This is a genomic window from Mycobacterium sp. NGS15, assembly GCF_059813245.1.
Genome location: NZ_JCALEF010000001.1, coordinates 492,621 through 517,604 on the forward strand (window position 1 = coordinate 492,621; position 24,984 = coordinate 517,604).

Consider the following 24,984-nt stretch of genomic DNA (forward strand, 5'->3'; position numbering starts at 1 on the left):
CCCCGGCCCCGCCGCGCACCCTAGTTACCGAAGCTGTGAACCAGCGCTGTTTGGCTAGCGGCGATCCGAATTACTGGTGAACGCCCGGATCCGCAGCCCAGATGGTCAGTTCATTCAAATATGCGCATAATGTAATCAATGAATGAGGCGAGGTGGCCTACTGGGCTGACCACCATCCCGGCCGATCCGCCGACGGCCTGGTCGCTGCTCGCGTGGGGGCCGCCGACCATCCCGGTGCTTCCCGTCGTCGCGGTCCTGTTGGCCGGGTGGTACGTGGTGAGTGTGGTCCGGCTGCGCCGGTTGGGTCGCAGTTGGCCATGGTGGTCGACGGTGATCTTCCTGTCGGGATGCCTGATCCTTGGCGCGGTGATGGGACTGTCGATAGAGCGCTATGGATTTCGGTTGTTCAGTGCGTTCATGTTTCAGCAGCTGACCCTGTCGATCCTGATTCCGCCTTTGTTGGTGCTGGGTGCACCGGGACGGCTGCTCTTACGCTCGTTGCCGCACCACGGGCCTGGCAGGTGGGTGCTGGTCGCCGCGCTGGCTGGGTTGCGCAGCCGCGCCGCGGCCTTCCTGCTGCACCCCGCGGTCACGATTCCGCTGTTCCTGTTCAGCTACTACGGGCTGTACCTGTCGCAGTTATTCGACACCATCGCTGCTACCTGGCTGGGACACACGGGGTTAGAGATCTTCTTCTTGGTGAGCGGCCTGCTCTTCGTCATCCCTATCCTGTCCACCGACCCGTTGCCGATCCGGCAGACCAATCTGGGCCGGATGTTCGACATCTTCGTGGAGATGCCACTGCACGTGTTCATCGGTGTCATCCTCATGATGGCGCCGAGACCCCTGATCGGTATCTTCGCCAGCCCGCCCGACGGGTGGGCCGTCGACCCGGTCAAGGACCAGGCGTTGGCCGGCGCGCTGGCCTGGTCCTACGGTGAACCGATCGCGCTCGCCACCACGTTGATCTTCGCCATCCGCTGGCGGCGCGAGGAGCAGGCCGAGACCGAAATACGCGAGGCCGACGATGCTCGCCAAGAAGACGAATTGGCCTCGTACAACCGGTTTTTGCGGCAGCTACACGGTGATAGGACGGATCAGGACGCGTAGCCGCGCGCCGACCCGTCGGGTGTGGCGTACTTGACGATCAGTGAGCAGTCCTTGCCGCCCAGCCCTTCGTCGATGAGCTGCTGGAACTGCTCGGTGACCATGGTGGCGGCGGGCAGCTTGACGCCGGTGGCTTCCCCGGCGGCCAACGCCAGTCGGGCGTCCTTGTGCGCCAGGTCAACGGTGAAGGTGGCGTCGAAGTTGCGATTGGCGGCAGCGGATTCGATGATGTCCGGCACCGGGTACCACGTCTGCTGTGCCCAGGAGCGCGCCGAGGACACCGAGCAGATCTCCCAGAACACCTTGGGGTCCAAGCCGAGTCGCTCGGCCAGCTGCGAGCCTTCCGAATTGGCCATCATGTCGATGAACAGCATCATGTTGTTGCAGATCTTCGCGGCGACCCCCGCTCCACCATCACCCGCGTGGATCACACGCCCGGCCATCGGCTTGATGTAATCGGTTGCCGCACCGGTACTTTCCAAGTCGCCGCCGAGCATGAAGCACAGCGTGCCGGCCTGGGCGCCGCTGATCCCCCCGGACACCGGGGCGTCGACGAACCGGAACCCGCGCCGTGCCGACTCGGCATGACAGTAGCGGGAGGTTTCGATGTCGACGGTCGAACTGTCGACCAGAAGCGTTGATGGCGCGGCGTTTTCCCAGATCCCATACGGGCCCTCGAACACCGAGCGGACATGCTCACCCTTGGGCAACATGGTGAACACCACCTCCGCGCCCGCCAGCACCTCGGCGATCTCCTCTACCGCGGTGACGCCCCGGGCTTCCGCAGCGGCCAGTGCGTCACCCGAGAGGTCGAAGCCGCGCACCGTGTGCCCGGCCGCCACCAAATTGGCAGCCATTGGGCCGCCCATGTTCCCTAAACCGATCCAGCCATAGGTCGCCATGGGACAAACCTAGCGTTAGGCGCGCGCCCTGTCGGCGGCATCCAGCTCATGCAGCGAGCTCCCCTTGGTCTCCGGCAGTGCCCACACGGCGATCAGCGTGATGGGCGCGACGGCCGCCAGGTAGAACGCCACCGGCACCCAGCTGTGGTACTTGCTCAGCAGCGCGGCGCCGATGACCGGAGCCAGCGACCCGGCGAAGATCGACGTCACCTGGTAGCCCACCGAGACTCCGGAGTAGCGCATCCGGGTGGGAAACATCTCTGCCATGATCGCCGGCTGCCCGGCGAACATCAGCGAGTGCACCAGCAGGCCGATCACGATGGCCGCCAAGATCGCCCACTCGTCTCGGGTATTGAACATCGGGAATGCGATGAAACCCCACCCCGCCGCCAGCAAGGCTCCCAGTGCATAGGGCGCGCGCCGCCCGACGATATCTGTGTACCGGCCCACGATGGGCAGGGCAACAGCCTGGATCGCGTGAGCGATTAAGAGTAACAGCAAGATTCGCTTGGTATCCATATGCAGCTCGATCTTGAGATAGGTGATCGAAAAGGTGACCACCATGTAATAGAGAACGTTTTCTGCGACCCGCAGCCCCATGGCGGTGAACACTCCGCGTGGATACCGGCGGAACACCTCGACGACGCCGTAGGAGCGGGCCTTGTTCTCCTCGATCTCCTGGCGAGCCTCGTGGAAGATCGGCGCATCGGATATCCGGGTGCGGATGTAGTAGCCGATCGCCACGATGATGACCGACAGCCAGAAACCGACGCGCCATCCCCAGGCCAGAAACGCGGAATCGGAGAGTGTCCACGACAACGTGAGCAGTACCAGGGTGGCCAGTAGATTGCCCAGCGGTACGGCCGCTTGCGGCCAGCTCGACCAGAACCCGCGCTCGGAGTCCGGCGAGTGCTCGGCGACCAGCAGCACGGCGCCGCCCCATTCACCGCCCACCGCGAAACCCTGCAGGAATCGCAGCGCCACCAGCAGGATCGGGGCGCCATAGCCGATCTGCGCGAAGGTCGGCAGGCAGCCCATGAGAAAGGTGGCCAGACCGACCAGCACGATCGCGATCTGCAGTAGGTGCTTGCGTCCGTAGCGATCCCCGAAGTGCCCAAACACTATTCCACCGACGGGTCGGGCGACGAACCCGACCGCATAGGTGAGGAAGGCCTTGATGATGTTGTCCAGATCGTTTCCCCCGGCCTGCACAGCGGGGAAGAAGACCTTGTTGAAGACGAGGGTGGCGGCGGTGGCGTAGAGGAAGAACTCGTACCACTCGACGACGGTGCCCGCCATCGACGCGGCGACTACCTTGCGCAGACCCGTTGGAGCAGCGTCGGCCTCGGCGGTGGTGGACACAGCCGAACCCTAACGTCGAGTGCGAGCCTCACTCGGATTTCGGGCAAGATTTCCGCGTGAGGCTCGCACTCGATGGCTAGATCGAGTCGAGGGTGTAGCCCATCGGCAGCAGCACGCTCTTGAGCTCGCAGTACTCCTCGATGCCCTCGGGGCCGTTCTCACGGCCAATGCCGGACTGCTTGTAGCCGCCGAACGGGCAGCTGGGATCGAACGCGTACCAGTTGATGCCGTAGGTGCCGGTGCGGATCTGCGCGGCCACCTCCAGACCCTTCTGTACATCGGTGGTCCATACGCTGCCGGCCAGGCCGTAGCGGGAGTCATTGGCGATCTTGATGGCCTCATCCACCGAGTCGTAGGCGATGATCGATAGCACCGGGCCGAAGATCTCCTCCTGCGCGATGGTCATCGAGTTGTCCACATCGGCGAAAATCGTTGGCTGCACGAAGTATCCGCCGTCCAAACCTTCGGGCCTGGTGCCGCCGTAGGCCAGCCGCGCGCCCTCCTCGATGCCCTTGGCGATGTAGCTCTCGACCCGGGTGCGCTGCTTCTCGGTGATCAGCGGGCCGACCTGGGTGGCCGGATCATCGGGCAGACCAACTCCCATCAGCGAGACCATGCCGACGATGCCGTCGACCACCTCGTCATACCGCGACCGCGGTGCCAGCACCCGGGTCTGGTTGACGCAGCCCTGGCCCGCATTCATCAGGCCCGCAAACACCAACATCGGCAATGCCGCCGCCAGGTCGGCGTCCTCCAGCACGATGGCTGCCGACTTACCGCCCAGCTCCAGCGTGACCTTCTTCAGGTTCCTGGCGGCGATCTCGGCGATCTCCTTACCGACGACAGTGCTGCCGGTGAAGCTGAACACGTCGATGCCGGGGTTGTTGGTCAGCGCCCGACCGGTTTCGGCGCCACCGGGCACCACCGAGAGCACCCCCTCGGGCACGCCCGCCTCGGCGAACACCTCGGCCAGGATGAAGCTCGACAGGGGGGTCTCGGCGGCAGGCTTGAGCACCACAGTGCAGCCCGCGAGGAACGCCGGGCCGATCTTGTTGAGCGCCAGGAACAGCGGCACATTCCAGGCCGCGATGGCGGCCACCACGCCGACGGGCTCCCGGGTCACCAGCGTCTGGCCATAGGCGCCGTTGCGCAGTTCCTTCCACTTCACCGCGTCCGCCGCGTTGGCGTAGTACTGGATGGCGCCGAAGCCGCCCAGCCATTGCAGCGTTTCGATAACCATGGGGGGAGCGCCGGTCTCATCGGCGATGGCCTTACAGATCTCGTCCTTGCGGGCCTCCAGGCCGGCAACGGCCTTCTGCAGTATCGCCTGCCGCTCGTGCGGAGTCAGCGTGGGCCATGGGCCGTCGTCGAAGGCGCGGCGGGCAGCGCTGACCGCCGCCTCGACGTCAGCGGGGGAGGCCAGCGGACACTGGCCCACCTTCTGGCCGGTGGCGGGCGAGATGACCTCGATCACCTGGTCGGTAGCCGGCTCGGTCCAGACGCCACCGATGAAGAGCTTGTCGTAGTTTGTCCCGTTGGTCATGAATCGCCGTCTCTTTCCTGATGTGTATCAACGAACCCGGTAAAGCCGGAGGGTTTATGGGGGCCGATGGGGCCGAATTCGAACAGCCCACTGCCGCGCGTCTCCACGCCGTTCTCGGTGGCGGTGAAGGTGGCGAGATTGTCTACAGGGCACAACAGCTTGAGCGTGGCGTCCAGCTCCGCGGTCTTGTACCGCTTGCCCTGCACAACGAGGTCGCCCTGCCACATGCCGTGGCGCCAGTCCGAATCCAGGCCGTACCCGGTCCCGAAGCCGAAGTAGTGCGGCAGCACGATGTCCGCCTTGATGGTGATGTCGCCCAACGTCATGACCGCCGAACGTGCTTCGCGGGTGCCGGGAACCAGGGTGATGTCGTGGGTAACGGGTCCGAGCTCGTCGATCCCCTTCGCCGGGTCGCGCCATACCCGGCGCGCGCCGCTGACGACCTTGTTGCCGTGCTCGTCTTCCTGGTTGATGAAGACGATCGAATACTCGGGGAACGAGATCACGTTGTAGAGCCAGAAGAAGCCCCCGGCCAACGTGGCACGCCGTCCGGCGGGTTCGCCCTCACCGACGGGGCGGATGCCCCAGGATCGATCTCGGTTACCCGACCAGTTGACCCCATCCAACTCATGGGTGGTGCCGGCAACTGTCAATTGTCCTGTCCAGGTGCCGGTTTGGGCGAACCGTGAGGTATCGAACATGACGCGGCCGAGTTGACGCTGGTAATGGCCGGGTTCCAGGGAGGCCGGTATCTCGCCGGTGTAGGTGATATCGAAGGCGAGGTCGTAGTCCGCCCCGTATTCGGAGCCGGGTTCCAGGACCAGTCGCACCTTCTTGAGACCTTCGAGGACCTCAATGCGGTACGGGCCGACTCTCAGATCGGCGCGGTCGTCGCCCAGCGCCCGCGAGGCCCGGAACACCACGATCTCCTCGCCGACGCGCACCGATGCGAATGCATCGGTGACACCCAGATTCGGGTAAACGCCCAGCCCGGTGATCAGATATGGCAGGTCGGCACGGCCACCGTGGCAGCCAAAGTAGTAGCGGTCATAGAAGTTCCGGTCCGAGGTGCCCACATGGCGGACCACATCGGCGATCTGATGGATCGGGTAGTCATCGAAGGGAGACAGACTCACGCGCCGGTCTCCTCTGCGAGCTGCGACCAGTACTTTCCGTCCAGCATCTTTTCCAGCGTGGCCCGGTGCAGGATCAGGTCATCGGGGTCATTCGGCATTTCCGCCATACCAAAAGCCATGGCACGCATTTGAATTCGTACCATGATCACGGCATGTTGCAATGCCGCATATGCGGTGTAGAAGTCCAGATCGCTCGCGTGGTGCCCGGTGAGGGCGGCGTACTCGGCAGCGATATCCTCGCGCCGGCAGAAGCTGGGCAGCCCGGCGAGGCCGGCGATCTCGGCGAGATCCTGGAAGAACCTGTGCAGGAAGATGATCCATCCGAGGTCGAGCTCGCGGGGCCCCACGGTGGCCATCTCCCAGTCGAGCAGTGCCACCGGCTCGAAATCCTGGTAAATGATGTTTCCCGGGCGGGAATCACCCCAGCTGACGGCGTCTTTGGTCCGTAAAGATTCGGTCGGCCAGTTCTCGCGCAACCATGCGAAGCCGCGGTCTATCAATGGGATGGTGGGGCCGTCACCGCGTACCCACTCATAGAAGTCGTGGGTGCGGCGCACATGGGCGTCCAGACCCGTCTCGCCCTCGAGCGCGTCGTCGAGGAACGCGAACTCCTCCACGGGCGCCGAATGCACCCGGGCGATCTGGTCGACGGTGAGCCGCTGCATCTTGCGGCGGTCGGCATCGGAGGCCTCGCTCACCCAGGATCCGAAGGTGTAGGGCATCCGGTCAGGCGGGACCTCCCCGTCGACGCGCTTCATGACGAAGAATTCGCCGCCGAGCACCGAGGGGTCGTCGCAGTACCAGAGCACCGGGGGCACCACCGCGCTGGTGTGCCTGCCGAGCTTGTCCATCACATCGAACTGGCGGCGCATGTCATAGGCCGAAAACACCGGGCTCGAGTCAGGCTGAGGTGCCGTCCTGATCACCAGCCGATGGGCGGCGCGCTCACCGTTCTCGGTCCACTGCGCATCCGCCAGGATCGTCTCGCTGGACATACCGTTGGCACTGGGCAGCTCCGCGTGGTCCACGCTCAGCGCGGCATCGGCCGGCAGCTGGGCGGAGATCCACTCGGTGAGTGCGCCGCGCAAGGTTTCCGGATCCCGTTGTGATTCCGCGGGGCGTGCAACGTCCTCATGCGTCGCTGTCTGCTCAGTCAAGTGTCGTGACTTCCGTTTCATGTCCGCCTCGTTGCGTGACGTACGCAACACTACCGGGCAGTCAGAGGAAGTGGAACCTGTTGCAATTCCGGATTCAGTGGGGTCGCAGGACAAGCACCAAATTGCTCACCAGAACCTCCCGCACAGCGGGAACTTTGGTAATCCACCATGCCCATTTGGGGTGGTAGCGGGGAAATGCGGCCACCAATGCACCCGTTCCGTGAGCCCACTGGAGCCCCTCGCGCACCGATACCGGAAAAAGTGACGACCCGTAGTTGTTCTTGGGTGGATGGCCGTGCTTGCGGGTGTACCAGCGCGCGGCGCGCGCGCCGCCAAAGTAGTGCGTCAGGCCCATTTCATGACCGCCGAACGGGCCCAGCCAGACGGTGTACGACAAGACCGCCAGCCCGCCCGGCCGGGTGACCCGCAGCATCTCCGCGCCGAGACGCCAGGGCTCAGGCACGTGCTCGGCGACATTTGAGGACAGGCAGATGTCGACGCTGTTGTCGGCGAGCGGTAAGGCCATTCCGGAGGCGCGCAGATATGCAGCGCGCGGGTCGCGGGTTCCTTCAGGAGCCGCATGCATCTCCCGGGGGTCGGGTTCGACACCGACGTACCGTGCTCCGGCTTCGGTGAAGGCCGACGCGAAGTAGCCCGGCCCGCCCCCGACATCCAGCACCGTGCGACCTTGCAACCCGCTGCCGGTGGCCTGCAGCCATAAGTCGGTGACCAGGCGAACTGTGTCCTGCGCCACCGTTCCATAGAATCTTTCTGGCGCACTCTGCTCAAAGCGAAAGGACGATAACAAGCTGGTAGAACGCCGAAGAGTAGCTCGTTGCGCAAACAGATCGGTGATATCCGGCACGGGTTCTCGTTCTGCTCGGTCTTGTTTTACGGAACACGGAATTTCTGGAGGCCCACCCTAACGGCCTAGGGTGCTTAGCGGTGTTAAGTGACGTGTCAGATCAGCCGGGCCCTCCGCGGGAGGTCCTCATGTTGTGCTGGCGTGACACCGCTCATCCGCAGGGCGGCGGTAGCGAGGCCTACCTGCAGCGTATCGGCGCCGAGCTGGCCGCATCCGGTGTGAAGGTGACACTGCGATGTGCCGCCTACCCGGGCGCGCCTCGCCACGAGGTGGTGGACGGTGTACATGTCTCGCGCGGCGGTGGGCGATTCACTGTGTACCCGCGTGCTCTGCTGTCGCTGCTGGCCAGCCGCATTGGCCTGGGGGCGCTGCGTGATGTGCGCCCCGATGTCGTCATCGATACCCAGAACGGCATACCTTTTTTTGCCAGCACTGTGGTGACGGCACCCGTGGTGCTGCTGGTGCACCACTGCCACCGAGAGCAGTGGCCGGTGGCAGGACAGCTCATCGGCAGGCTGGGCTGGTGGCTGGAGTCGCGGTTGTCCCCGTGGATGCATCGGCGTAGTCAGTACTTGACGGTCTCGCGGCCGTCCGCATCCGACTTGGTGGCGCTCGGCGTGGAACCCGGGCGGATTGCTGTCGTGCGCAACGGTATCGACGAGATACCGGCCCCGTCGGCGGTCGAGGCATTGGACGGTGTGCGTAGCGCGACGCCGCGTGTCGTGGTGCTCTCGCGTTTGGTGCCGCATAAGCAGATTGAGCATGCGCTGACCACTCTCGCCCTGCTGCGTGACCATGTGCCCGACGTGCATCTCGATGTCGTCGGAGATGGCTGGTGGATGGATCCGCTGGTGGGACATGCTGTACGGCTGGGTATTTCCGATTCGGTGACATTTCACGGCTACCTCGGTGAGGACGCCAAGCACCGGGTGCTGCAACGTGCTTGGGTGCACCTCATGCCGTCGCGCAAGGAGGGCTGGGGCCTGGCGGTCACCGAGGCCGCACAACATGGCGTGCCCACGGTCGGCTACCGCTCTTCCGGTGGGCTTACCGATTCGGTCGCCGACGGCATCACCGGTCTGCTGGCGCGCGACCAGGATGAGTTTGTCCGGCATACCGCGACCCTGTTGGCGGATAACAGCCTTCGTTACCGGATGGGCGAGGCGGCGCGCAATCGCTGTGCCGACCTGTCGTGGCAGCGCAGCGCGGATGGTGTGTGGACCGTCCTCAAGGCGGCGATGCTGGGCATCCCGGTGTCGGGAATTGTCGGCGACGAACCGGTCGAGGCACCGCAGGTCGAAGTTCCCGCCTGACGGACGGATCAGCGCGCGGTGAGATACCGGGCCGCCAGGGTGGCCCCGATGCGGGTGCTGTGTTCGATGACCTCATCGGTGCTCACGTCTACAAGCCCCGAGCGCCACGCGTTGACCAGCTCGCTGAATCCGCCGATACCCACCAGCGTGTCCATGCGGAACCCGGTCCGATCAACGTTTTTCACCAGGTAGGGCTCGGCCGCCGCCATGAGGACGGCTGTCGCTTGGTGCAACAGATCGGTTCGTCGCTCTTCGAGCACCGTGCTGCCGGCATGCCGGACGAACATGATTTGCGCCCAGCCGGGATCGGTAGAAACACGTTCGACGACAAAGGCGATCGTCTTGCGCAGCGTGTCCAGGGGAGGGCGGTCCGGATTCTCCCCGACGATGTCGGCGATCCGCGCGATGAGTTCGTCGCGCATGCCGTCCCAGACCGCGGCCAGTAGATCGTCACGATCGGCGAAATCGTCGTAGAAGTACCTGTCGTTCAACGAGGTTCGTGAGCAGACACCGCGCATGGTGACTGCGGCCCACCCCTGCTCGGCCCAGATTTCCTGGGCGGCCGCGACCAGTCGTTCCCGCCGTTCCGCGCGGCGCTCCGCCGCGGTCCGCCCGCCCCATAGACCCGCTGATGCCGCCATCGCCCCATGTTGACAGCCGCACGCACCGTAGGTCAAAGTGGTGGCATGCGCAGTCAGTTGCGGCAGGTGCCACCAGAATGTGCTGGAGTCTGCCCGTGGTGAGCTTCTTGGGCTTCGGCCGTGGTGAGCACCGCACGCGGAACGTCAATGCGGTGGTGACAGGTGCGGGCAGCGGTATCGGTCGGGCGTTTGCTCTCGAACTGGCGCGTCGAGGCGGCCGGGTCGTATGTGCAGATCTCGACCTGCCGGGCGCTAAGGAAACTGCCGCGCTGATCGGGGACTGCGCGATCGAGGCTGCGTGTGATGTTTCGGTGTTCGACGAGGTCGAAGCGCTGGCCGATACCGCCGAGCAATGGTTCGGGCAGCCGGCTGATCTGGTGATCAACAACGCGGGCATCGGTGCCGGTGGTCGGGTTGTCGGTGACGCGCCTCTCCCGGATTGGCACAAGACGCTCGGGGTGAACCTGTGGGGGGTTATCCACGGCTGCCACGTATTCGCACCCCGCCTGCGGGAGCTGGGGCGCGGCGGCATCATCAACGTCGCCTCGGCGGCGAGCTTTGCGGCCGCGCCGCGCATGGGCGCCTATAACGTCAGCAAGGCGGGAGTGCTGGCCCTCTCGGAGACACTCGCCGCCGAACTCAGCGGCACCGGAGTTGCCGTCACCGTGCTGTGCCCGACCTTCGTCAAGACGAACATCGTCGCGAGCGGAATCATCGAGGACTCGGCTGCCCGCCTTGCCGCCACCGCTATGAAATGGACCGGCGTCTCGGCGGATTCGGTGGCTCGCGGCTGTCTCGACGCGCATGACCGAGGCCAGCTGTACGTCCTGCCTCAGCTCGATGCCCGGTTCATGTGGCAGGCCAAGCGCTTGGCTCCCGACACCTACACCAAGGCGCTGGGTCTTACCGAACGAATCTCCCGCCGGCGCGAGAACTGACGAGAAAGGAAACAAGGTGGCAATCGCACTCGACAACGTATTGGCGACCATCAAGGACAAGCAGTGGGCGTTGGCCGATATCGACTGGGACGCACCGGGTGCGGACAGGATCACCGATGAGCAACGCCCCTCGCTCAAGGATTTCATGTCGGACCTGGTTTGGATTGAGAACGTGGGGGCGCGAGGCTTCGCCGCTCTGGCGCAGAAGGCGCCGAACGAGGTTCTCAAGCAGATCTACACCTACTTCCACGCAGAGGAGCAGCGGCACGCCAACGCCGAGCTCGCCCTCATGCGTCGCTGGGGAATGATCGAAGAGGGCGAAATGCCCGTACCCAACAAGAACATTCGCCTCGTCATCGAATGGCTGGACCGTTATAGCGACAGCCTGTCGCTGGCATCGCTGGGCACGGTTATCCCCTCATTGGAGACCGCACTCGACGGCGCGTTGGTCAAGTTCTTGCTGGACGAAGTGGAAGACCCGCTCTGTCATGAGGTCTTCCGTCATATCAATAGTGACGAGTCCCGGCACCTCGCCGTGGGCTTCCAGGTTCTGGACATGCTGGGTGCCAACTCCATGCGCCAGCTCGTGGTCGAGACGGTGGGTACCTTCGTGAAGCCGTCGGTGCTCCTTGGGCTACTGATCTACTCACCGCTGCTGACCCGGATGATCACCAATATCTCGGCCATGGGACTTTCCGAGGAGAAGCTCTACAACGCGATCAAGCGATACGAAACCGTGGGTGAGCGCAGCGAGAACACTCGCAGACTGCCCAGCTACCACCTCATCAAGCACCACGCGCGTATCGCGATCAACCAGACGCAGCCGTTCCAGTTTCTCTCCGAGTCCATGGGCAAGGCGATCGATCTATTCCCGATCCGCGTACTGGGCAAGACGCCTACCTGGTCGGCGGAACTCACCTATGAACCGGTATCGCGATGAGTGAGGTACTGATCATCGGTGCGGGATTCGCAGGTCTGGGCACCGCGATCCGCCTGTTAGAGCAGGGAATCGAGGATTTCAGGATCCTCGAGCGAAGTCATGACGTGGGTGGGACCTGGCGGGACAACACCTATCCGGGTGCGGCATGCGACATTCCGTCGCTGCTGTATTCGTATTCCTTCGAACAGAACCCGCAATGGTCTTCGGCGTACTCGGGCGGCCCCGAGATACTGAGCTACATCGAGGGCATGGTGGACAAACACCAGCTGCGACGCTTCATCACATTCGGTGTCGAGGTCACCTCGCTGACATTCGACGAGGACACCGCGCTTTGGACCGCCGACACCGCAGCAGGCGACACCTTCACCGCCCGGAGCGCTGTCATGGCGGCGGGCCCGCTGGCCAATGTCAGCTGGCCCGATATTCGTGGGCTCGACAGCTATACGGGACATAAAATCCACAGCGCACGCTGGGGCCATGACTACGACATGACCGGCAAGCATGTAGCGGTGATCGGTACGGGTGCCAGTGCCGTGCAGATCATTCCGGAGCTGGTCAAGACGGCTGCGCGGGTGAAGGTGTTCCAGCGGACACCCGGCTGGGTCTTACCGCGATTGAACTTTCAGCATCCGGCCTGGGCACAAAGGCTTTTCGACAGCACCCCGGCGCTGCAGAGTGCGGCGCGGCAGGCGTGGTACTGGACGCATGAGGCCGCCGCCCTGGGCATGGTGTGGGACACCCCGGTGACCTCCGTCATCCAGTGGATCGCCAGGGCCAACCTGCGCCGGCAGATCAGTGATCCCTGGACTCGTCGTCAGCTGACTCCCGATTTCCGTGCGGGGTGCAAACGCATGCTGATGACCAGTGACTATTACGCAGCCCTGGAGAAGGAGAACTGCAAGCTGATCACCTGGCCCATCGCGACCCTGTCTCCCAAGGGGATCCGCACCGCGGACGGTATTGAGCACGATGTGGATTGCATCGTCTTTGCGACCGGGTTCGATGTGTGTAAGGCGGGAACCCCGTTCCCGATCGCGGGGCGCGACGGCAGGAAGCTTGCCGACGAATGGTCAAGCGGCGCATACGCGTATAAGAGTGTGAATGTCTCGGGTTATCCGAACCTGTTCTTCACCTTCGGCCCCAACTCGGGGCCGGGGCACAACTCGGCGCTCGTCTACATGGAGGCGCAGATCGACTACATCGTGCGGGCGATCGGGATCATCCGCAGCCGGGGTCTGCTGACTCTCGATGTGCGCAAGGACCGGCAGGACAGGTTCAACGACGACATCCAGCAGCGTCTGGAGAAGACCACATGGAACTCCGGGTGCCAGAGCTGGTACCTGACCGAGGACGGCAAGAACACCACCATGTTCCCCGGTTTCGCGACCCAGTTCGCCGGGCAGTTGCGGGAGGTCGAGCTCGATGACTACAACTTCACGGCGAGTGCGGTGACTCCCGCGGCCAGGTGATCGCTACTCGCGGTCACGGCGGGTGAGTCGCAGACCTGCGGCTACCGCGCCGGCTGCCAGTAGCGCTACCCAGATCACGTGTGCCGCGATGACGGTGGCTCGACGGCTCGGCGACGCTCCGATGGGTTCCCAAGGCCCCGGTACCCGGTAGAGCGCGATGTCACCGTCACGGTAGATCGGTTCGAGCTGCGCGAGCGTTGCCGACGAAACCTCTTGCTCACCGGGAGTTTTGGCCTGCAGGACCACCCATCCGATGCCCTGTGCCGAGAGCTCGCGCGCCGCGGCCCCTGTGCGTAACAGCTCCTCGACGACACGCCCCCGGGCGCCGTCGCCGCGCACTACCTGTCCGTCGACGCGGAGGTCGCCGCTGCTTACCGTGTCCCCGCGGATCCAGCGCGGGAATGGATCCAGCACCGGAATCGAGGACGGTCCCCACGGGTACTGCCGTAACGTCTCCGGCGGCAGCACGGCTACCGGGTGCGGTTCGGCGTTGATGCTGGCGGCGACGGCGCTCCATCCGGCCGGATAGAGCACCGGCTCGACTCGACCGCCCACTCCCCATGCCAGATCAGGCAGCGTCAGTATCAATGCGGCGCAGGCCGCTCCGGCTGCCACCAGTTGTGTGGAACGTCTACTTATCGCAGTGACGGCAGCGGCACCGGCCACCGCGTACCCCGGCATGGCCAGCGCCACCCATTTCTGGCCGTCCCGCAGAATGCCCAGCCCGGGCACCTCGGTGATGAGCCAGGTGGTCAGCGACAGTCCCGGACCCGTCGCCAACAGTGCCGGAATGACTACGGCCACAACGGCAATGCTCAGTAGACCGATCGCTGTTCGGGTGCGCCACAGCACCACCACGCCCACTGCCAGCACGATGAGCAGCACGGCCGAGAAGGCCAACGCGAACAGTGTTGTCCGTGATGCCGGCACTGCCGAGGCATTCCACATACCGCCTAGTGAGGCCAGGCTGCCGAGCGTGCCCAGCCCCGGCTCGGCCCGTGCCGCGAAGGCGTGGACCCCGGCCTCGTCTCCGGCCGGTATGGCCGTGCCCAATCCCGAGGCCACCATCCAGGGCATTGCCGCCAGCAGCGAGATCGTCAGTACGCCAAGTCTTGACCGGAGATCCGACGCCACAGCAAGCCCGACGATCAGTGCAAGCACCGTTCCGGTGGGCGTCAATCCGGCCACGGCAATCCAGAACGCGAGTGTGCACCAGGCGCCGATACCCGTCGCCGTGCGCAGCCGAACCGCCGTCAGTGCGATCCACGGTAGGCACCCGTAGCCGACCAGTAGACTCCAATGTCCCTGCAAAAGTCGTTCGGCCACATAGGGATTCCAGATCGCAATGGTGGCGGCCACCAGCTCGCCCGGAATCCCGGCGCCCGGCATCAGATGGGCGGCCAGGCGCGCCGCCCCCCAGCCGGCAAGCCACAAACCCAGCGCGAGAAGGGCCTTGACCAGAATTCCGCCGTCGAGAAGCGTCGTCGAGAGAGCGATGAAGAAGTCCTGGGGGACGGCGCGCGGTGCCGCTTCGCCGACCCCGAGTGCCGCATCGGTCAGGTAGGACCGTGGGGTCGAGACGGCGTCGCGAATCAGCAGATAGCCGGGCGCGGCAAGCGGCGCGGTAATGGCTGCCGCCAAGGCCAACGCGTAGAGCGGCGCCGCGATGACGCCCGTGCGGCGCAAGATGTTCGGCTAGAGGTGGTTTCGAGGCGACGGGAACTTGTCGGTGTCGGCCTCGCTGGCGGGCGGTTTCTCTGGACCGCGACGGCCGAAGAAGCCGTGATCGACCGTGTCGAGGCCGGGATCGATCAGCGCCGACTCGGCACGCAAACTGAACGAGCCCAACAGGCCGCCGCCGACCAGAGCCACGACGCCCAGAGCGGCGAAGGTGATCGGCAGGATGTTCGACCAGATCGAGAGGCTGTCACGGGTATCCCGCGCCGCCTTCACCTGCTTCTCGACCGTCTCGTCGTTCGACTGTACGGTGTAGTCGACCATCGGGACCTCGGGCTTGAGCGCGTCACGCGAGTAGTAGTGCAGCGCATGCTCTTTGCTCTTGACGATGATGCCGCTGACGGGATCCACCCAGAACTCGCGCTGTGCCGCGTAGTAGCGGGTCATGGTGATCTCTTCGTCCTCGCGCTCGGCCTCCACACCCCACTGCTGGGCACGGGCCGTCACCTTGGAGTCTTCGTCCTTGTCGTACAGCGACGGGTACGAGACCGGCTCCACCAGCTTGCCGTTGGCGTCGTAGCCCACGTTCTGGGTGAAGTGGTACGCGGTGAGGCCGTTGACGTCTTCTTCGCCGGTGTAGTTGGCGTCGAACGCCCGCTGCGCGACCACGTCGAAGTACTGGTACGTCTTCTTCTCGGTGTCAAAGGGGAATCGGTAGCTCAACCCCTCGTGTTTGAGCGCAATCGTCGTCGGCGGTGTCTCGTCCTCGATGGCGCGCGGCTTCTGCACGCTGCCGCCCGGGTTGTCGTCGCTGGAGATCGCTTCGGCGGAGTGACGGTCGACGGTGACGGTATCGACGGTGGCGAGGACCAATCCGGCATCGCCTTGCTTGTCGGTCCGCTTGACGGTGATACCGGCCTGCAGGCCGACCTTGGTGGCGTCGGCGGGGCTGACAGTGGTGATCTGCTCCTGCAGCACCACTGGCTTGTCGGGATCCGCCACGAACTTCTGGCCGGACAACGACGCCGGGTCCAGGGCACGGCCCTTGCCCTCGCTCACCAATGTGGCGTCCCAGTCGAGCGGAATCTTCGCAAGCCGGTTGCTGGTGTACGTGCTGAGCAACAGAGCGGCGATGATGAGCGCCGAACCGAGCCCGAGCAGCCCGCACGCTGCGATACGCATCATGACCCCGCGGTTCACTGTGGCCGAACCCTCCTTAACGTGCGGTAGCCCCGGTTCCGGCGGCAGCCGGATGACACAGCATGCCCAGGGCAAATCTGTCTGACCCTAACAGCCGTGGCCGCCAGGTGGTCATTCGGCGATCGTACGGATTCCCAGGTCCGGGTTCTGGCCGAATGCCGCCGGATCGCCTTAGAACCGTACCCTCGGCGGGGTGACGACAGTGCGGCCATCGGCTCCCGCCATCCATGCGCGGGGCTTTGTACCTGCATTGGAGGGCATGCGCGCCTGCGCGGCGATGGGCGTCGTGGTCACCCACACCGCGTTTCAGACAGGCCACAACGGTGGCATCGACGGACGCATTCTGGGCCGGTTCGACCTGGCGGTGGCCGTGTTCTTCGCGCTATCTGGATTTCTGCTGTGGCGGCCACACGCCCTGGCAGCACACGGCGGGCCCGCGCCCGCTTCCACCGGGCGCTACTTCGCGTCGCGGTTCGTCCGGATCGTCCCGGCCTACCTGGCCGCCGTCTTCGTCATCCTGTTGCTGTTGCCGGATGCGGCGGGGGCCAGCTGGGTGGTCTGGGGGGCCAACCTGACGCTCACACAGTTGTATATACCGCTAACTTTGACGGCGGGTCTGACACAGATGTGGAGCCTGGCGGTCGAGGTGGCGTTCTATGTGGCGCTGCCGGTCATCGCGGTCGCCATGCGACGGGTGCCCGGCCGGTGGCGCGCCCCGGTGCTCATATCTCTCGGCGTCATAAGTCTCGGCTGGTCGTTCATCCCCTTTCATGCCGCCGTGGGCGTCAATCCGCTGACCTGGCCGCCCGCTTTCTTCTCATGGTTCGTCGCAGGCATGCTGCTGGCCGAGTGGAGTGCGGCACCGCCCGCCTGGACGCTGCGCCTGGCGCGTCGCCGCGGGCTGCTCGCGGTGGTGGCCCTCATCGCCTTCGGGGTGGCGGCCTCCCCGCTGGCCGGGCCGGAGGGGCTGACGCAGGCACCGCCACATCAGTACGCCGTCAAGATCGCGATGGGTGCCACGCTGGCCTGGGCACTGCTGATGCCATTGACATTGGATTCCCCAGGCACGCCGCACCGGATACTGGGCAGCCCGCTGATGGTGACGCTGGGACGTTGGTCCTACGGTCTGTTCATCTGGCATCTGGCGGCGCTGAACATGGTCTTTACCGTCATCGGGCGCTTTCCGTTCAGCGGTCACTTCCCGCCGGTGCTGATTCTGACCTTGATCTTTGGCTTCGCGATGGCCGCTGTCAGCTATGCGCTGGTGGAATCCCCGTCACGGGAGGCGTTGCGGCGCTTCCAGGGGCGGCGCACTGGCATGCGGGAAGGGAGCCGTACCGCAGCCAAGGCCACAGCGGCCACGGAGATCAGCGCCAACAGCTGAATCCACCACGAATGTCCGGTGTACCCACCCACCGACCGCCACGGATGCCGTGACAGAGCGGCCCCCGCCAGCAGCAGGGAGCCGCCGGAGACATAGGCCCCCGCTGCCGTGAGCGTGCGCAGGGACCAGCGCGTCCACATCTTGAACGCCAATGCGACCAGGCCCACCACTGCCCCGGTGAGACCACTGATGGCGGTGAGAGCCGCCAACACCGCGATACCGGCCGCGCGGCCGGAGTGCCACGGGACTACCTGAGGAAGCGTGGTCTTCCGACGCACAGGGATGAGGGCCAACAGAGCGAGGACGGGAAGCAGTGCCAGCCCGCCGAACAGTGCCGCGCGATACCAGCTGTCGAGGCCGAACGTCAGTGTGATCGGCCCGCCGATGCCGGCGGGAAGTACCCACCCCTGCTGCCATCCGTTCACCCGAATCGGGGCGAGGGCGTGCCCTTGCGCATCACGTGCCACCCATCCGGGGTTGATGCTCTCGGGCACTACCAGTACCCGATCGCGCGGTGCCGGATTCGCGGTGACCTCGCGCCGGGCCGCGTCCCATCTGCGCTTGGCTGCCGCCGTCGCGGTGGCGGCGGCCGGTGCCGTGCCCGGCGCGGTGAGCTGGACACCGTCGACGATGAACTGCTGGCGCGGGTTCACGGTGACGTCCTGAGGCCCCGCGTCCGTTGCGATAGGTGCGGTATCGCACGGAGTTGTCTGGATGGCATTGCCGTCCAGCAGGTCCCGCACCGTGGTGGTGATGGACATGTGGATGAAGCGTCCGGCAAGCGCCAGCACGGGACCGTCGGTGCATCCGATGTTGATCACGCGGTTGCCGTTGGCCCGTGCATCGGCCGGGGCGATCGGCCGGCCGCCGGTGTCCAGCGCGACGAGTTCGGCGATTCCGGGCGGCTTGAGTTGATCGAATCCCAGTGCGGTGCGGTCGATGATGTCGGTCCAGTTCATCACGGTGACGGTGATGGTGTCGGTGACGCGCGGATGCAGAGTCAGTGTGGCGGCATCGGCCTTGGAGTCGATGGCGCGTACCTGCGGACCATCTCCGAGATCAATCGCCACCTGCTTGGGGTGGGCAGGGAGCTCGGTACTGCTGGGGCGCAACCGAATACCGCCGACGGCGACGGGTTCGGGGAGCTTTATGACCAAAGACGGCAGATGCTGGCGCAGCACCGACTCCTGTGGTGCCGTCCAGGCGGTGCCCGGGTCGCCATCGGTGGCCGCGTAGGACGAACCGCGCAGATCGATGACGTCGGAGTCTCCAGAGGCCGCGGTGGTTCCGGGCTGCATGATCAGATCGCGCAGCTGCGGGCCGGGGCGGGCCCGCACCCAGAGCGTCGGTGTGAGCGAAAGAGGCTGGGGGACAGTCAGTGTGCGGATGAAAGTACCCGGTTCCTCGGGAGCAAGCGAGAGTGTTCCTGCACAGCGCAGCCTTTCGGGCGACGGCATGCAGCCGGGCCGCCCCTCCAGCGGAGATCCCAAGTCCCAGCCGAGCACCGCGGCTCCGGCGGGGGGTGCGGGCAGGGTCGCGCTGTGACGGAGATCGACATTGTGGGCGTATCCGGCGGCATCGTATTGGGTGAGGGACAGCTCGGTGATGCCGAACTGCACGCCGGAGGTGCCGTCCTCGGTGCCGGTGGCCGTGACCTTGACCCAGTTGGTTTCTCCGGGACGGAGCGCGACATCCAGAGGTTTTCCCGGCTCATCGAATCGCACCGATGTGGTGCCGTTGTCGGTTTCGATCTCAAGTCGCCGCACCTGAGCCCCGAGCGCGGTGGCGCTCGGTGTCACGGTGAGGATCGCGTTGGTGATCGGCCGGTCTAGGTCCACCCGAATCCATTGTCCAAGGGCAGCTTCCAGCGAACTGCTGACCCAGCTTGTGGCGTTGTCGCGGTCGATGACGGCGGCCGTGCTGGTGCCCGGTGCCACGTTGGGCAGTGCCGTGGAATCGGAGGCGGAGCTGGACGCGGTGATGGTTCCGCCCGTCCAACTTCCGTTCACGAGGGGAACGCCGGTGGCCGGGTAGTCGGGCACCCGGTTGAAGGTTCGGCGTTTGTCACCGGGGGCGCGGATGGCCGAGGAATGGTCGTCCACGCGCCCGTAGTCGGTCTCGCGAGCCAGCGGACTGTCGGTGACCATCGCGGGTCCGGGACGCAGACCCGCCTGTGCGGCGTCGGTGGCCAAGAGAGACGGGCCCAGCGGTGGCTGGTTCAACTGGCGTCGGCGCTCACCCAGCCGCAGCAGGGCTTCGGGTCCGCCCGCCACCCGGGGCATGCTGTCGATATCCGCGAAATAGGGTTCCCCATAACCTTTTCCCTGGCCTACAGAATAGATTTCGACCGCCGGGTACTGGGGCCGAAGATCACTGTCGGCGACAAAGCCTTCCACCGTCCCGGCCCCGACAGGGTCGCCGAACTGGGCGACCTTGGTCAGCCCGGGGGACCCTTCGATGGCGTGGTGCACCAGAATCGGCCGCGCGGAACGGGAGGTGTCGGGGTCGAGGTCGTTGCGCACCACCAGATACGAGATGCCCTGCTGCTCCAGGGTGTCGGTCAGCCCGTCCGAGGGCCGGCCGGCTGCCAACAGCTGCTGTACGGAGTCGATGGCGCGGATGGTCTCCGGAGGCGTCAACGGGATGGAATCGCGCACTCCCCAGGGCGTTTGGCCCAGCGCCTGCAGGGGTTCGTCGCGGGTGAGGCCCCAGGTCTGGATCGCAAACGGGGCGCCTGGCACCACGAGTGCGCGGCCGCCGTCATCATGATCGGCCAGCCAGTGCGCCGTATCGTTCCAGTATCCGGGGATTGTGTCGAAGCCGCCGCGTGGCACCAGTCGCCCCGTCCAGGCCAGTGATGTGCTCGCGGCAAGCGCCACCAGCAGTGCGATCCCGAAGGCTACCGCCCGATTACGCTCCGGGCGTGCCAGGGCCGAGAGCCATTCCGGTGCGGAGACGCTGGCGGGTAGCGGTATCCGTGACAACGCGTGCGCCAGGCCAAGAATCAGTGGCAGGCGGATCAACGGCTCAAGCTTGTGCACATTGCGCAACGGTGTGCCGCCATCGTCCAAGAAGAATTGAATCTGCTGGCCCACCGGCGATCCGAGTGCACCGGTGTATCCGGCTGTCAGCAGCACCAGGCCAACCAGCAGTATCGCGACCAGCCGCCCGCGCGCCGGCATGCCCCGCATCGCCAGCCCCGCCATACCGGCGGCAGCGATCATCGCCGTCGCGATGACCATGGCCGACTGGGTGACCAGCGAGGAACCCGCCGTCGCGGTGGGCGCCACGAACGGCGTCCAACTGTCGGTCCCGCGCAGCACCTCGGTGAGAGAGGTCCATTGCGTGGTGACCCCGGAGGACTCGATGAAGTCCAGGAACCGTGGGCTGATCTTGCCGAAGACGAGCAGGGCGGCGATCCACCACGAGGTGGCCAGCGCCAGGCAGGGAATCCACCATGCCGTGAATCGCCACCACGTCCGGTTCGGTGTGTGGGCAAGCCACCAGATCACGGCGACCCCGCAGGCGAGTGCGGTGGCGACGGCATTGACCGCGCCCATCAACGCGACCGCGACGGCCGACAACGCCGCCGCCCGGCGGGGGGACATTCGGCCCTGGAACGTCAGGATGACGGGCAACAGCACCCACGGGGCCAGCATCATCGGCAGCGTTTCGGACGAGATGGCTCCCAGGGTCGTCAGCACCCGAGGGGACAATGCAAACGCAACCGCAGCGATGATCCGGGAGCCGCGGGTGCCGATGCCCAGCGCCTCGGCCACCCGGATGACGCCCCAGAACCCGGCCACCACGAGCAGGGCCCACCACAGACGTTGTGTCACCCAGGCCGGCACGCCGAGGAGATGCCCCAGGGAGAAGAAGGCGCCGTGGGGGAAGAGATACCCGTACGCCTGGTTCTGCGCCTGACCGAACGGCAGGTCACTGCTCCACAAGTTCAGGGCGCGTGCGGCGAACCGCAGCGGGTTGATCGCCAGATCAAGCTTGGTGTCCGGGGCGATCTGTCCGGGCGATTGGGCGAAGGTCAGTAGCAGGGCGAGAGTCGACGCGAGCGCGAGCCACCGTCGGCTCAGCGGAGAAGCGTCAAGGCGGTGCGTCACGGCTCAGGAGATACGGCGCGGCGCTGTCGGGAGCCGCGAGATGTCAGCTCCGGTTGCCGTAATCGGGGCGGTTGAGGATTGCGGTCGACGGATCGATTCCCGTAACGACCGGCTTCTTGTCTTGCTCGACCGACAGCGTGACACCGAAGACGGCGGCGGCGCCCAGCAGCAGGCCGATCAGCACGCTCGCGGCGGCCGGCACCACAAATCTGGTCATCGGAGCTCCTCTGGGTCATGCAGATACCAGCGGCCAAACTAGCACGTCCGTCATGGGTAACAGTTCTGGACAGACAACCCGCCGTGATACTGCGACCATTAGCTGGGTATCACGGGCGATATCTGGGGGGTGGGCAGATGACCACTCGGCGGGTCCGCGGATACTCAGTTAGGGCGAGCTTCAGGCGGGCGAGGAACATGTTGAACTGTGAATAGACCGGCATGGCGGATGGCCACATGTGGTCGCCGACGCGGGTTCGTGCGGAATAATGGCCGCCCATGACCGGTCCATACAACTACGGACCGGCGCCGGACTACGACGCGGAGTTCGCCGCCGCGCACAATCCGGCGCTACCGCAGGATCAACTGCTGCGACTGTGGCATACGCGTCCGGATCTGCGTGAGGCGCTGGCGCAGCTGCCTGCGTGCCCGCCGAACCTGGCCGCACAGGTGAAGTTCTCCGATCCGTGGCGCGATCCCAATGCGCGATCACATCGCGGAATCATCATGGCTTTCGCGATGCTCGCCGGTCTGCTCGTGGTCGTGGGACTCGGCTACGTCGGATACATGGCGGTGCACGGCGATGGCTCCACTCAGCAGCAGACACACGGCATGCTGCCGCCGAATGACCCGAAGACGACGAGCAGCGCCGCGGCGACGACTACCGCCCCGCCCCCTGTGCCATCGAGCCCCGTCAAGCCGGTGGACTTGAGCACCAATTGCGTTCAGGCCGAGGACGGCACCGACAGCAATGCGGTGAAGTACGTCTATGACCCCGCCAAGGCATTCGACAACGATCCGCTCACCGCCTGGCGATGCCAGTGGAAGGAACAAGACGGCCAGTCGATCACGGCCAAGTTCGATCACCCGACGCTCGTCACCTCGGTCGGTTTGGTTCCCGGATACGCCAAGACCGATATCGACGGATCCGACCGTTTCGCCCAGAACCGCAAGATCACCAGGGTGCGTTGGGAATTCAGCGACGGTAGCTCGGTCAAGCAGCAGGTTCCGGTGAGTCGTGCGTTGGCAAGTGTCAAGGTGAATGTGGTGACCGATTCGGTGACGATGGTCATCGAAGCCACCGAACCCGGTGTGTCGATCGTGAACAAGAACGGCCAGCGGCAGGACGCGTTCAACGGCCTGGTGTCGGTGAGTGAGATCGAGATCATGGGTACCCAGCCCCCGGCTGGCGAGGGGCCGGCACAGGCGCCTCCGCCCGCTCCCCCGTCGACGGCTCCTGCCGCGCCCGCACGGCCGTAGCGCGCCATACCCAAATCCGGCCGGATTCTTCTCGGTTCGTTGCCAGGAATTGCGGTTACGTTGGAGGCATGGCCGAGCTCAACCGCAGAACCGTGCTTACCACTGGGGCAGTCGCGGCGGGTGCCGCCGCCATTGGTCTCGGGGGATATGAACTACTCGGCAAGCCCGGGCGCACTGATTCGTCGGCAGCCGACGGGAACAAGCCGAACATCTTGGTGATCATTGTGGATCAGATGAGGGCCCCGCAGTGGTTCCCCGATATCCAGAAACTCACCAACCTCTTGCCGAGCCTCAGTCGATTACAAAGGGAAAGCGTCACTTTCGCATCGCACTACACCGCGTCGAACATGTGCACCCCGTCACGAGGGGCCATGACGACCGGGCTGTACTCGCATCAGACCGGATGTCTGTTCACCGGTGAGGGACCCAGTGAATCGAGCCTGGCTCCCCAGTTCCCCACCTGGGGAACCATGCTGCGGCAGCAGGGTTATCGCACCTGGTGGTGGGGCAAATGGCACCTCGGGGACTGGAGTGATACCAATCCTGAAGGGCTTGACGCACATGGTTTCTCGGGTGGAACTTTCCCCTCGCCCAATGGCGCGCCCAACCAGGGGTTACAGAAGGACCCGGGGATCGTCGACCAGTTCGCGGGGTGGTTCGATGCTGACGCGGGCAAGGGGCCATGGTGCACCACCGTGTCGCTGGTGAATCCGCACGATATCTGCTGGTGGCCGAGAAACCCTCTCCCGGAGGATGTTCCGCATTGGTTTGACTCTGTGCCCGCCAACTTCCAGACACCCGACGAGCTGCGGCAGCATCGAAAGCCACAGCTGCAGATCGACTATGCCAATTTCATGTCGCCGATCATGACGGGTGCGGTGACCTATTCGGGTCCGGATATGGCCCGCCAATGGGCACGCTGCCTGGATATGTACCTGTGGCTGCAACAACAGGTGGACGCTCAGATCGGGCAGGTTCTCGACAAGCTGGCATCGCGTCCGGACGTCGACCGCAACACGGTCGTCGTCTTCACCTCCGATCACGGCGAGTACGGAGGTTCGCACGGGTTGCGTGGCAAGGGGGCTACGGCCTACGAGGAGGCCATCCGGGTTCCGCTGTACATCCGCGATCCACACGGGGTGCTTACGCCCAAGCCGGGGGAGACTCGCACCCAGCTGACCTCCAGCGTCGACTTGGCCCCGCTGCTGCTGACCATAGGTTCGGGCGGTAATGGGTGGCGTTCGGATCCGCGTTTCTCGTATCTGTCCGCGCGTGCCGATATCGCCGACATCGCCAAAAACAATGCGGCAGGACGCAAGTGGATCGCACACGTCACCGATGACATGTCGGTGGAGGAGATGACCACGCTGCTGAAATCTCCACATACGCAGAAGTTGATGGGCACGATCGCGGCGCCCACCGAGATCCCCACCTCGGCGCCCAGTCATATCGTGGCGGTCCGCACTGCCGAGGCCAAGCTGGCCAACTACTCGTACTGGAAACCCGGTGGCATGCAGATCGACGATGCGCGGCCGTCGGATCGCGAATTCTACGATTACTCAACGCCTTCCGGTCAGCAAGAAATCGAGAACCAGGCGGGCCGCGGCGGCAAAGAGGCCGAGCTGCAAGCCCTCATCGACAACGAGGTGCTGCCCGAGGTGCAGGCTCCGCTGCCGACGTTCCTGGGGCAGGCGCAGGAGCAGGGCCTGGCCGATATGCAGAAGCTGATGGTGCTGCGCGGGGGATGAGCTGCCGTGGG

At 65.1% G+C, this 24,984-nt stretch carries 17 protein-coding genes and 2 pseudogenes; 8 read left to right on the forward strand and 11 right to left on the reverse strand.

Annotation, left to right across the window (positions count from 1 at the left end; translation table 11 throughout):
* The first annotated feature begins 138 nt into the window (after nt 1-138).
* Nucleotides 139-1,110 carry a cytochrome c oxidase assembly protein gene (locus AC5Y5C_RS02300; protein ID WP_499968646.1) on the forward strand — a complete coding sequence of 324 codons (972 nt, stop codon included), beginning with the start codon at nt 139-141 and terminating at the stop codon, nt 1,108-1,110.
* Here the strand turns inward: AC5Y5C_RS02300 and mmsB are convergent.
* From mmsB to AC5Y5C_RS02330, 6 genes are all read right to left on the reverse strand, one after another.
* Nucleotides 1,098-2,009 carry a 3-hydroxyisobutyrate dehydrogenase gene (gene mmsB, locus AC5Y5C_RS02305; protein WP_499968648.1) on the reverse strand — a complete coding sequence of 304 codons (912 nt, stop codon included), beginning with the start codon at nt 2,007-2,009 and terminating at the stop codon, nt 1,098-1,100. The two genes, AC5Y5C_RS02300 and mmsB, sit on opposite strands and share 13 nt — an antisense overlap.
* A 15-nt stretch (nt 2,010-2,024) precedes the next feature.
* Nucleotides 2,025-3,371: an MFS transporter gene (locus AC5Y5C_RS02310; RefSeq protein WP_499968650.1), complete on the reverse strand. Its 1,347-nt coding sequence runs from the start codon at nt 3,369-3,371 to the stop codon at nt 2,025-2,027.
* 76 nt (nt 3,372-3,447) lie between these two features.
* Nucleotides 3,448-4,914, reverse strand: coding sequence for an aldehyde dehydrogenase (locus AC5Y5C_RS02315; RefSeq protein WP_499968651.1), 1,467 nt, complete (start codon nt 4,912-4,914; stop codon nt 3,448-3,450).
* Nucleotides 4,911-6,050, reverse strand: coding sequence for an Rv3169 family protein (locus tag AC5Y5C_RS02320; RefSeq protein WP_499968653.1), 1,140 nt, complete (start codon nt 6,048-6,050; stop codon nt 4,911-4,913). The genes AC5Y5C_RS02315 and AC5Y5C_RS02320 overlap by 4 nt, the downstream gene beginning before the upstream one ends.
* Nucleotides 6,047-7,258, reverse strand: coding sequence for a phosphotransferase family protein (locus AC5Y5C_RS02325; RefSeq protein ID WP_499968656.1), 1,212 nt, complete (start codon nt 7,256-7,258; stop codon nt 6,047-6,049). The genes AC5Y5C_RS02320 and AC5Y5C_RS02325 overlap by 4 nt, the downstream gene beginning before the upstream one ends.
* Before the next feature lie 43 nt (nt 7,259-7,301).
* The gene (locus AC5Y5C_RS02330; protein WP_499968657.1) at nt 7,302-8,072 is read right to left on the reverse strand and encodes a class I SAM-dependent methyltransferase; all 771 of its coding nucleotides are present in this window, start codon (nt 8,070-8,072) and stop codon (nt 7,302-7,304) included.
* A gap of 128 nt (nt 8,073-8,200) precedes the next feature.
* Between AC5Y5C_RS02330 and AC5Y5C_RS02335 the strand changes: the two genes are divergently transcribed.
* Entirely contained in the window at nt 8,201-9,385 is a 1,185-nt protein-coding gene (locus AC5Y5C_RS02335) for a glycosyltransferase family 4 protein (RefSeq protein WP_499968659.1), read from the forward strand.
* An 8-nt stretch (nt 9,386-9,393) separates the two neighbouring features.
* On the opposite strand, the gene AC5Y5C_RS02340 is transcribed toward AC5Y5C_RS02335, so the two are convergent.
* Nucleotides 9,394-10,026 carry a TetR/AcrR family transcriptional regulator gene (locus AC5Y5C_RS02340; RefSeq protein ID WP_499968660.1) on the reverse strand — a complete coding sequence of 211 codons (633 nt, stop codon included), beginning with the start codon at nt 10,024-10,026 and terminating at the stop codon, nt 9,394-9,396.
* 98 nt (nt 10,027-10,124) lie between these two features.
* Between AC5Y5C_RS02340 and AC5Y5C_RS02345 the strand changes: the two genes are divergently transcribed.
* Genes AC5Y5C_RS02345 through AC5Y5C_RS02355 form a run of 3 tightly spaced genes read left to right on the forward strand, consistent with a single transcriptional unit; the run spans nt 10,125 to nt 13,373 of the window.
* A complete protein-coding gene (locus AC5Y5C_RS02345; protein ID WP_499968661.1) occupies nt 10,125-10,964 on the forward strand; it encodes an SDR family NAD(P)-dependent oxidoreductase in 840 nt (279 codons plus the stop codon).
* Between the two features lie 16 nt (nt 10,965-10,980).
* Nucleotides 10,981-11,904, forward strand: a complete 924-nt coding sequence (locus AC5Y5C_RS02350; protein ID WP_078328380.1) for a reductase — start codon at nt 10,981-10,983, stop codon at nt 11,902-11,904.
* On the forward strand, nt 11,901-13,373 hold the full coding sequence (locus tag AC5Y5C_RS02355) for a flavin-containing monooxygenase (RefSeq protein ID WP_499968665.1): 1,473 nt from the start codon (nt 11,901-11,903) through the stop codon (nt 13,371-13,373). Before AC5Y5C_RS02350 ends, AC5Y5C_RS02355 begins: the two co-directional genes overlap by 4 nt.
* Before the next feature lie 3 nt (nt 13,374-13,376).
* Here the strand turns inward: AC5Y5C_RS02355 and AC5Y5C_RS02360 are convergent, their stop codons facing one another.
* Nucleotides 13,377-15,059, reverse strand: coding sequence for an MmpA family trehalose lipid delivery protein (locus AC5Y5C_RS02360; RefSeq protein WP_499968667.1), 1,683 nt, complete (start codon nt 15,057-15,059; stop codon nt 13,377-13,379).
* A 9-nt stretch (nt 15,060-15,068) separates the two neighbouring features.
* Entirely contained in the window at nt 15,069-16,250 is a 1,182-nt protein-coding gene (pgfA, locus tag AC5Y5C_RS02365) for a cell envelope lipid trafficking protein PgfA (RefSeq protein ID WP_499968669.1), read from the reverse strand.
* Nucleotides 16,251-16,443: 193 nt separating this feature from the next.
* Between pgfA and AC5Y5C_RS02370 the strand changes: the two are divergent.
* A pseudogene (locus AC5Y5C_RS02370) lies at nt 16,444-17,607 on the forward strand (acyltransferase family protein); the annotation flags it as partial.
* On the opposite strand, the gene AC5Y5C_RS02375 reads toward AC5Y5C_RS02370, so the two are convergent.
* Both AC5Y5C_RS02375 and AC5Y5C_RS02380 read right to left on the reverse strand, forming a co-directional pair.
* Entirely contained in the window at nt 17,505-21,749 is a 4,245-nt protein-coding gene (locus AC5Y5C_RS02375; protein ID WP_499968671.1) for an alpha-(1->3)-arabinofuranosyltransferase domain-containing protein, read from the reverse strand. The pseudogene AC5Y5C_RS02370 and the gene AC5Y5C_RS02375 overlap by 103 nt on opposite strands.
* Before the next feature lie 43 nt (nt 21,750-21,792).
* The gene (locus tag AC5Y5C_RS02380; RefSeq protein ID WP_078293036.1) at nt 21,793-21,966 is read right to left on the reverse strand and encodes a DUF2613 domain-containing protein; all 174 of its coding nucleotides are present in this window, start codon (nt 21,964-21,966) and stop codon (nt 21,793-21,795) included.
* A gap of 278 nt (nt 21,967-22,244) precedes the next feature.
* On the opposite strand from AC5Y5C_RS02380, the pseudogene AC5Y5C_RS02385 reads away from it, so the two are divergent.
* Nucleotides 22,245-23,222, forward strand: a pseudogene (locus AC5Y5C_RS02385) (discoidin domain-containing protein); the annotation flags it as partial.
* Nucleotides 23,223-23,293: 71 nt separating this feature from the next.
* A complete protein-coding gene (locus tag AC5Y5C_RS02390) occupies nt 23,294-24,973 on the forward strand; it encodes a sulfatase-like hydrolase/transferase (RefSeq protein WP_499968673.1) in 1,680 nt (559 codons plus the stop codon).
* Nucleotides 24,974-24,984: the final 11 nt, after the last annotated feature.

Bases quoted from the DNA above. Each gene is read 5' to 3' on its own strand.
- AC5Y5C_RS02300 (WP_499968646.1), top strand. From the start codon at position 139: ATGAATGAGGCGAGGTGGCCTACTGGGCTGACCACCATCCCGGCCGAT.
- mmsB (WP_499968648.1), bottom strand. From the start codon at position 2,009: ATGGCGACCTATGGCTGGATCGGTTTAGGGAACATGGGCGGCCCAATG.
- AC5Y5C_RS02315 (WP_499968651.1), bottom strand. From the start codon at position 4,914: ATGACCAACGGGACAAACTACGACAAGCTCTTCATCGGTGGCGTCTGG.
- AC5Y5C_RS02335 (WP_499968659.1), top strand. From the start codon at position 8,201: ATGTTGTGCTGGCGTGACACCGCTCATCCGCAGGGCGGCGGTAGCGAG.
- AC5Y5C_RS02340 (WP_499968660.1), bottom strand. From the start codon at position 10,026: ATGGCGGCATCAGCGGGTCTATGGGGCGGGCGGACCGCGGCGGAGCGC.
- AC5Y5C_RS02355 (WP_499968665.1), top strand. From the start codon at position 11,901: ATGAGTGAGGTACTGATCATCGGTGCGGGATTCGCAGGTCTGGGCACC.
- AC5Y5C_RS02380 (WP_078293036.1), bottom strand. From the start codon at position 21,966: ATGACCAGATTTGTGGTGCCGGCCGCCGCGAGCGTGCTGATCGGCCTG.
- AC5Y5C_RS02390 (WP_499968673.1), top strand. From the start codon at position 23,294: ATGGCCGAGCTCAACCGCAGAACCGTGCTTACCACTGGGGCAGTCGCG.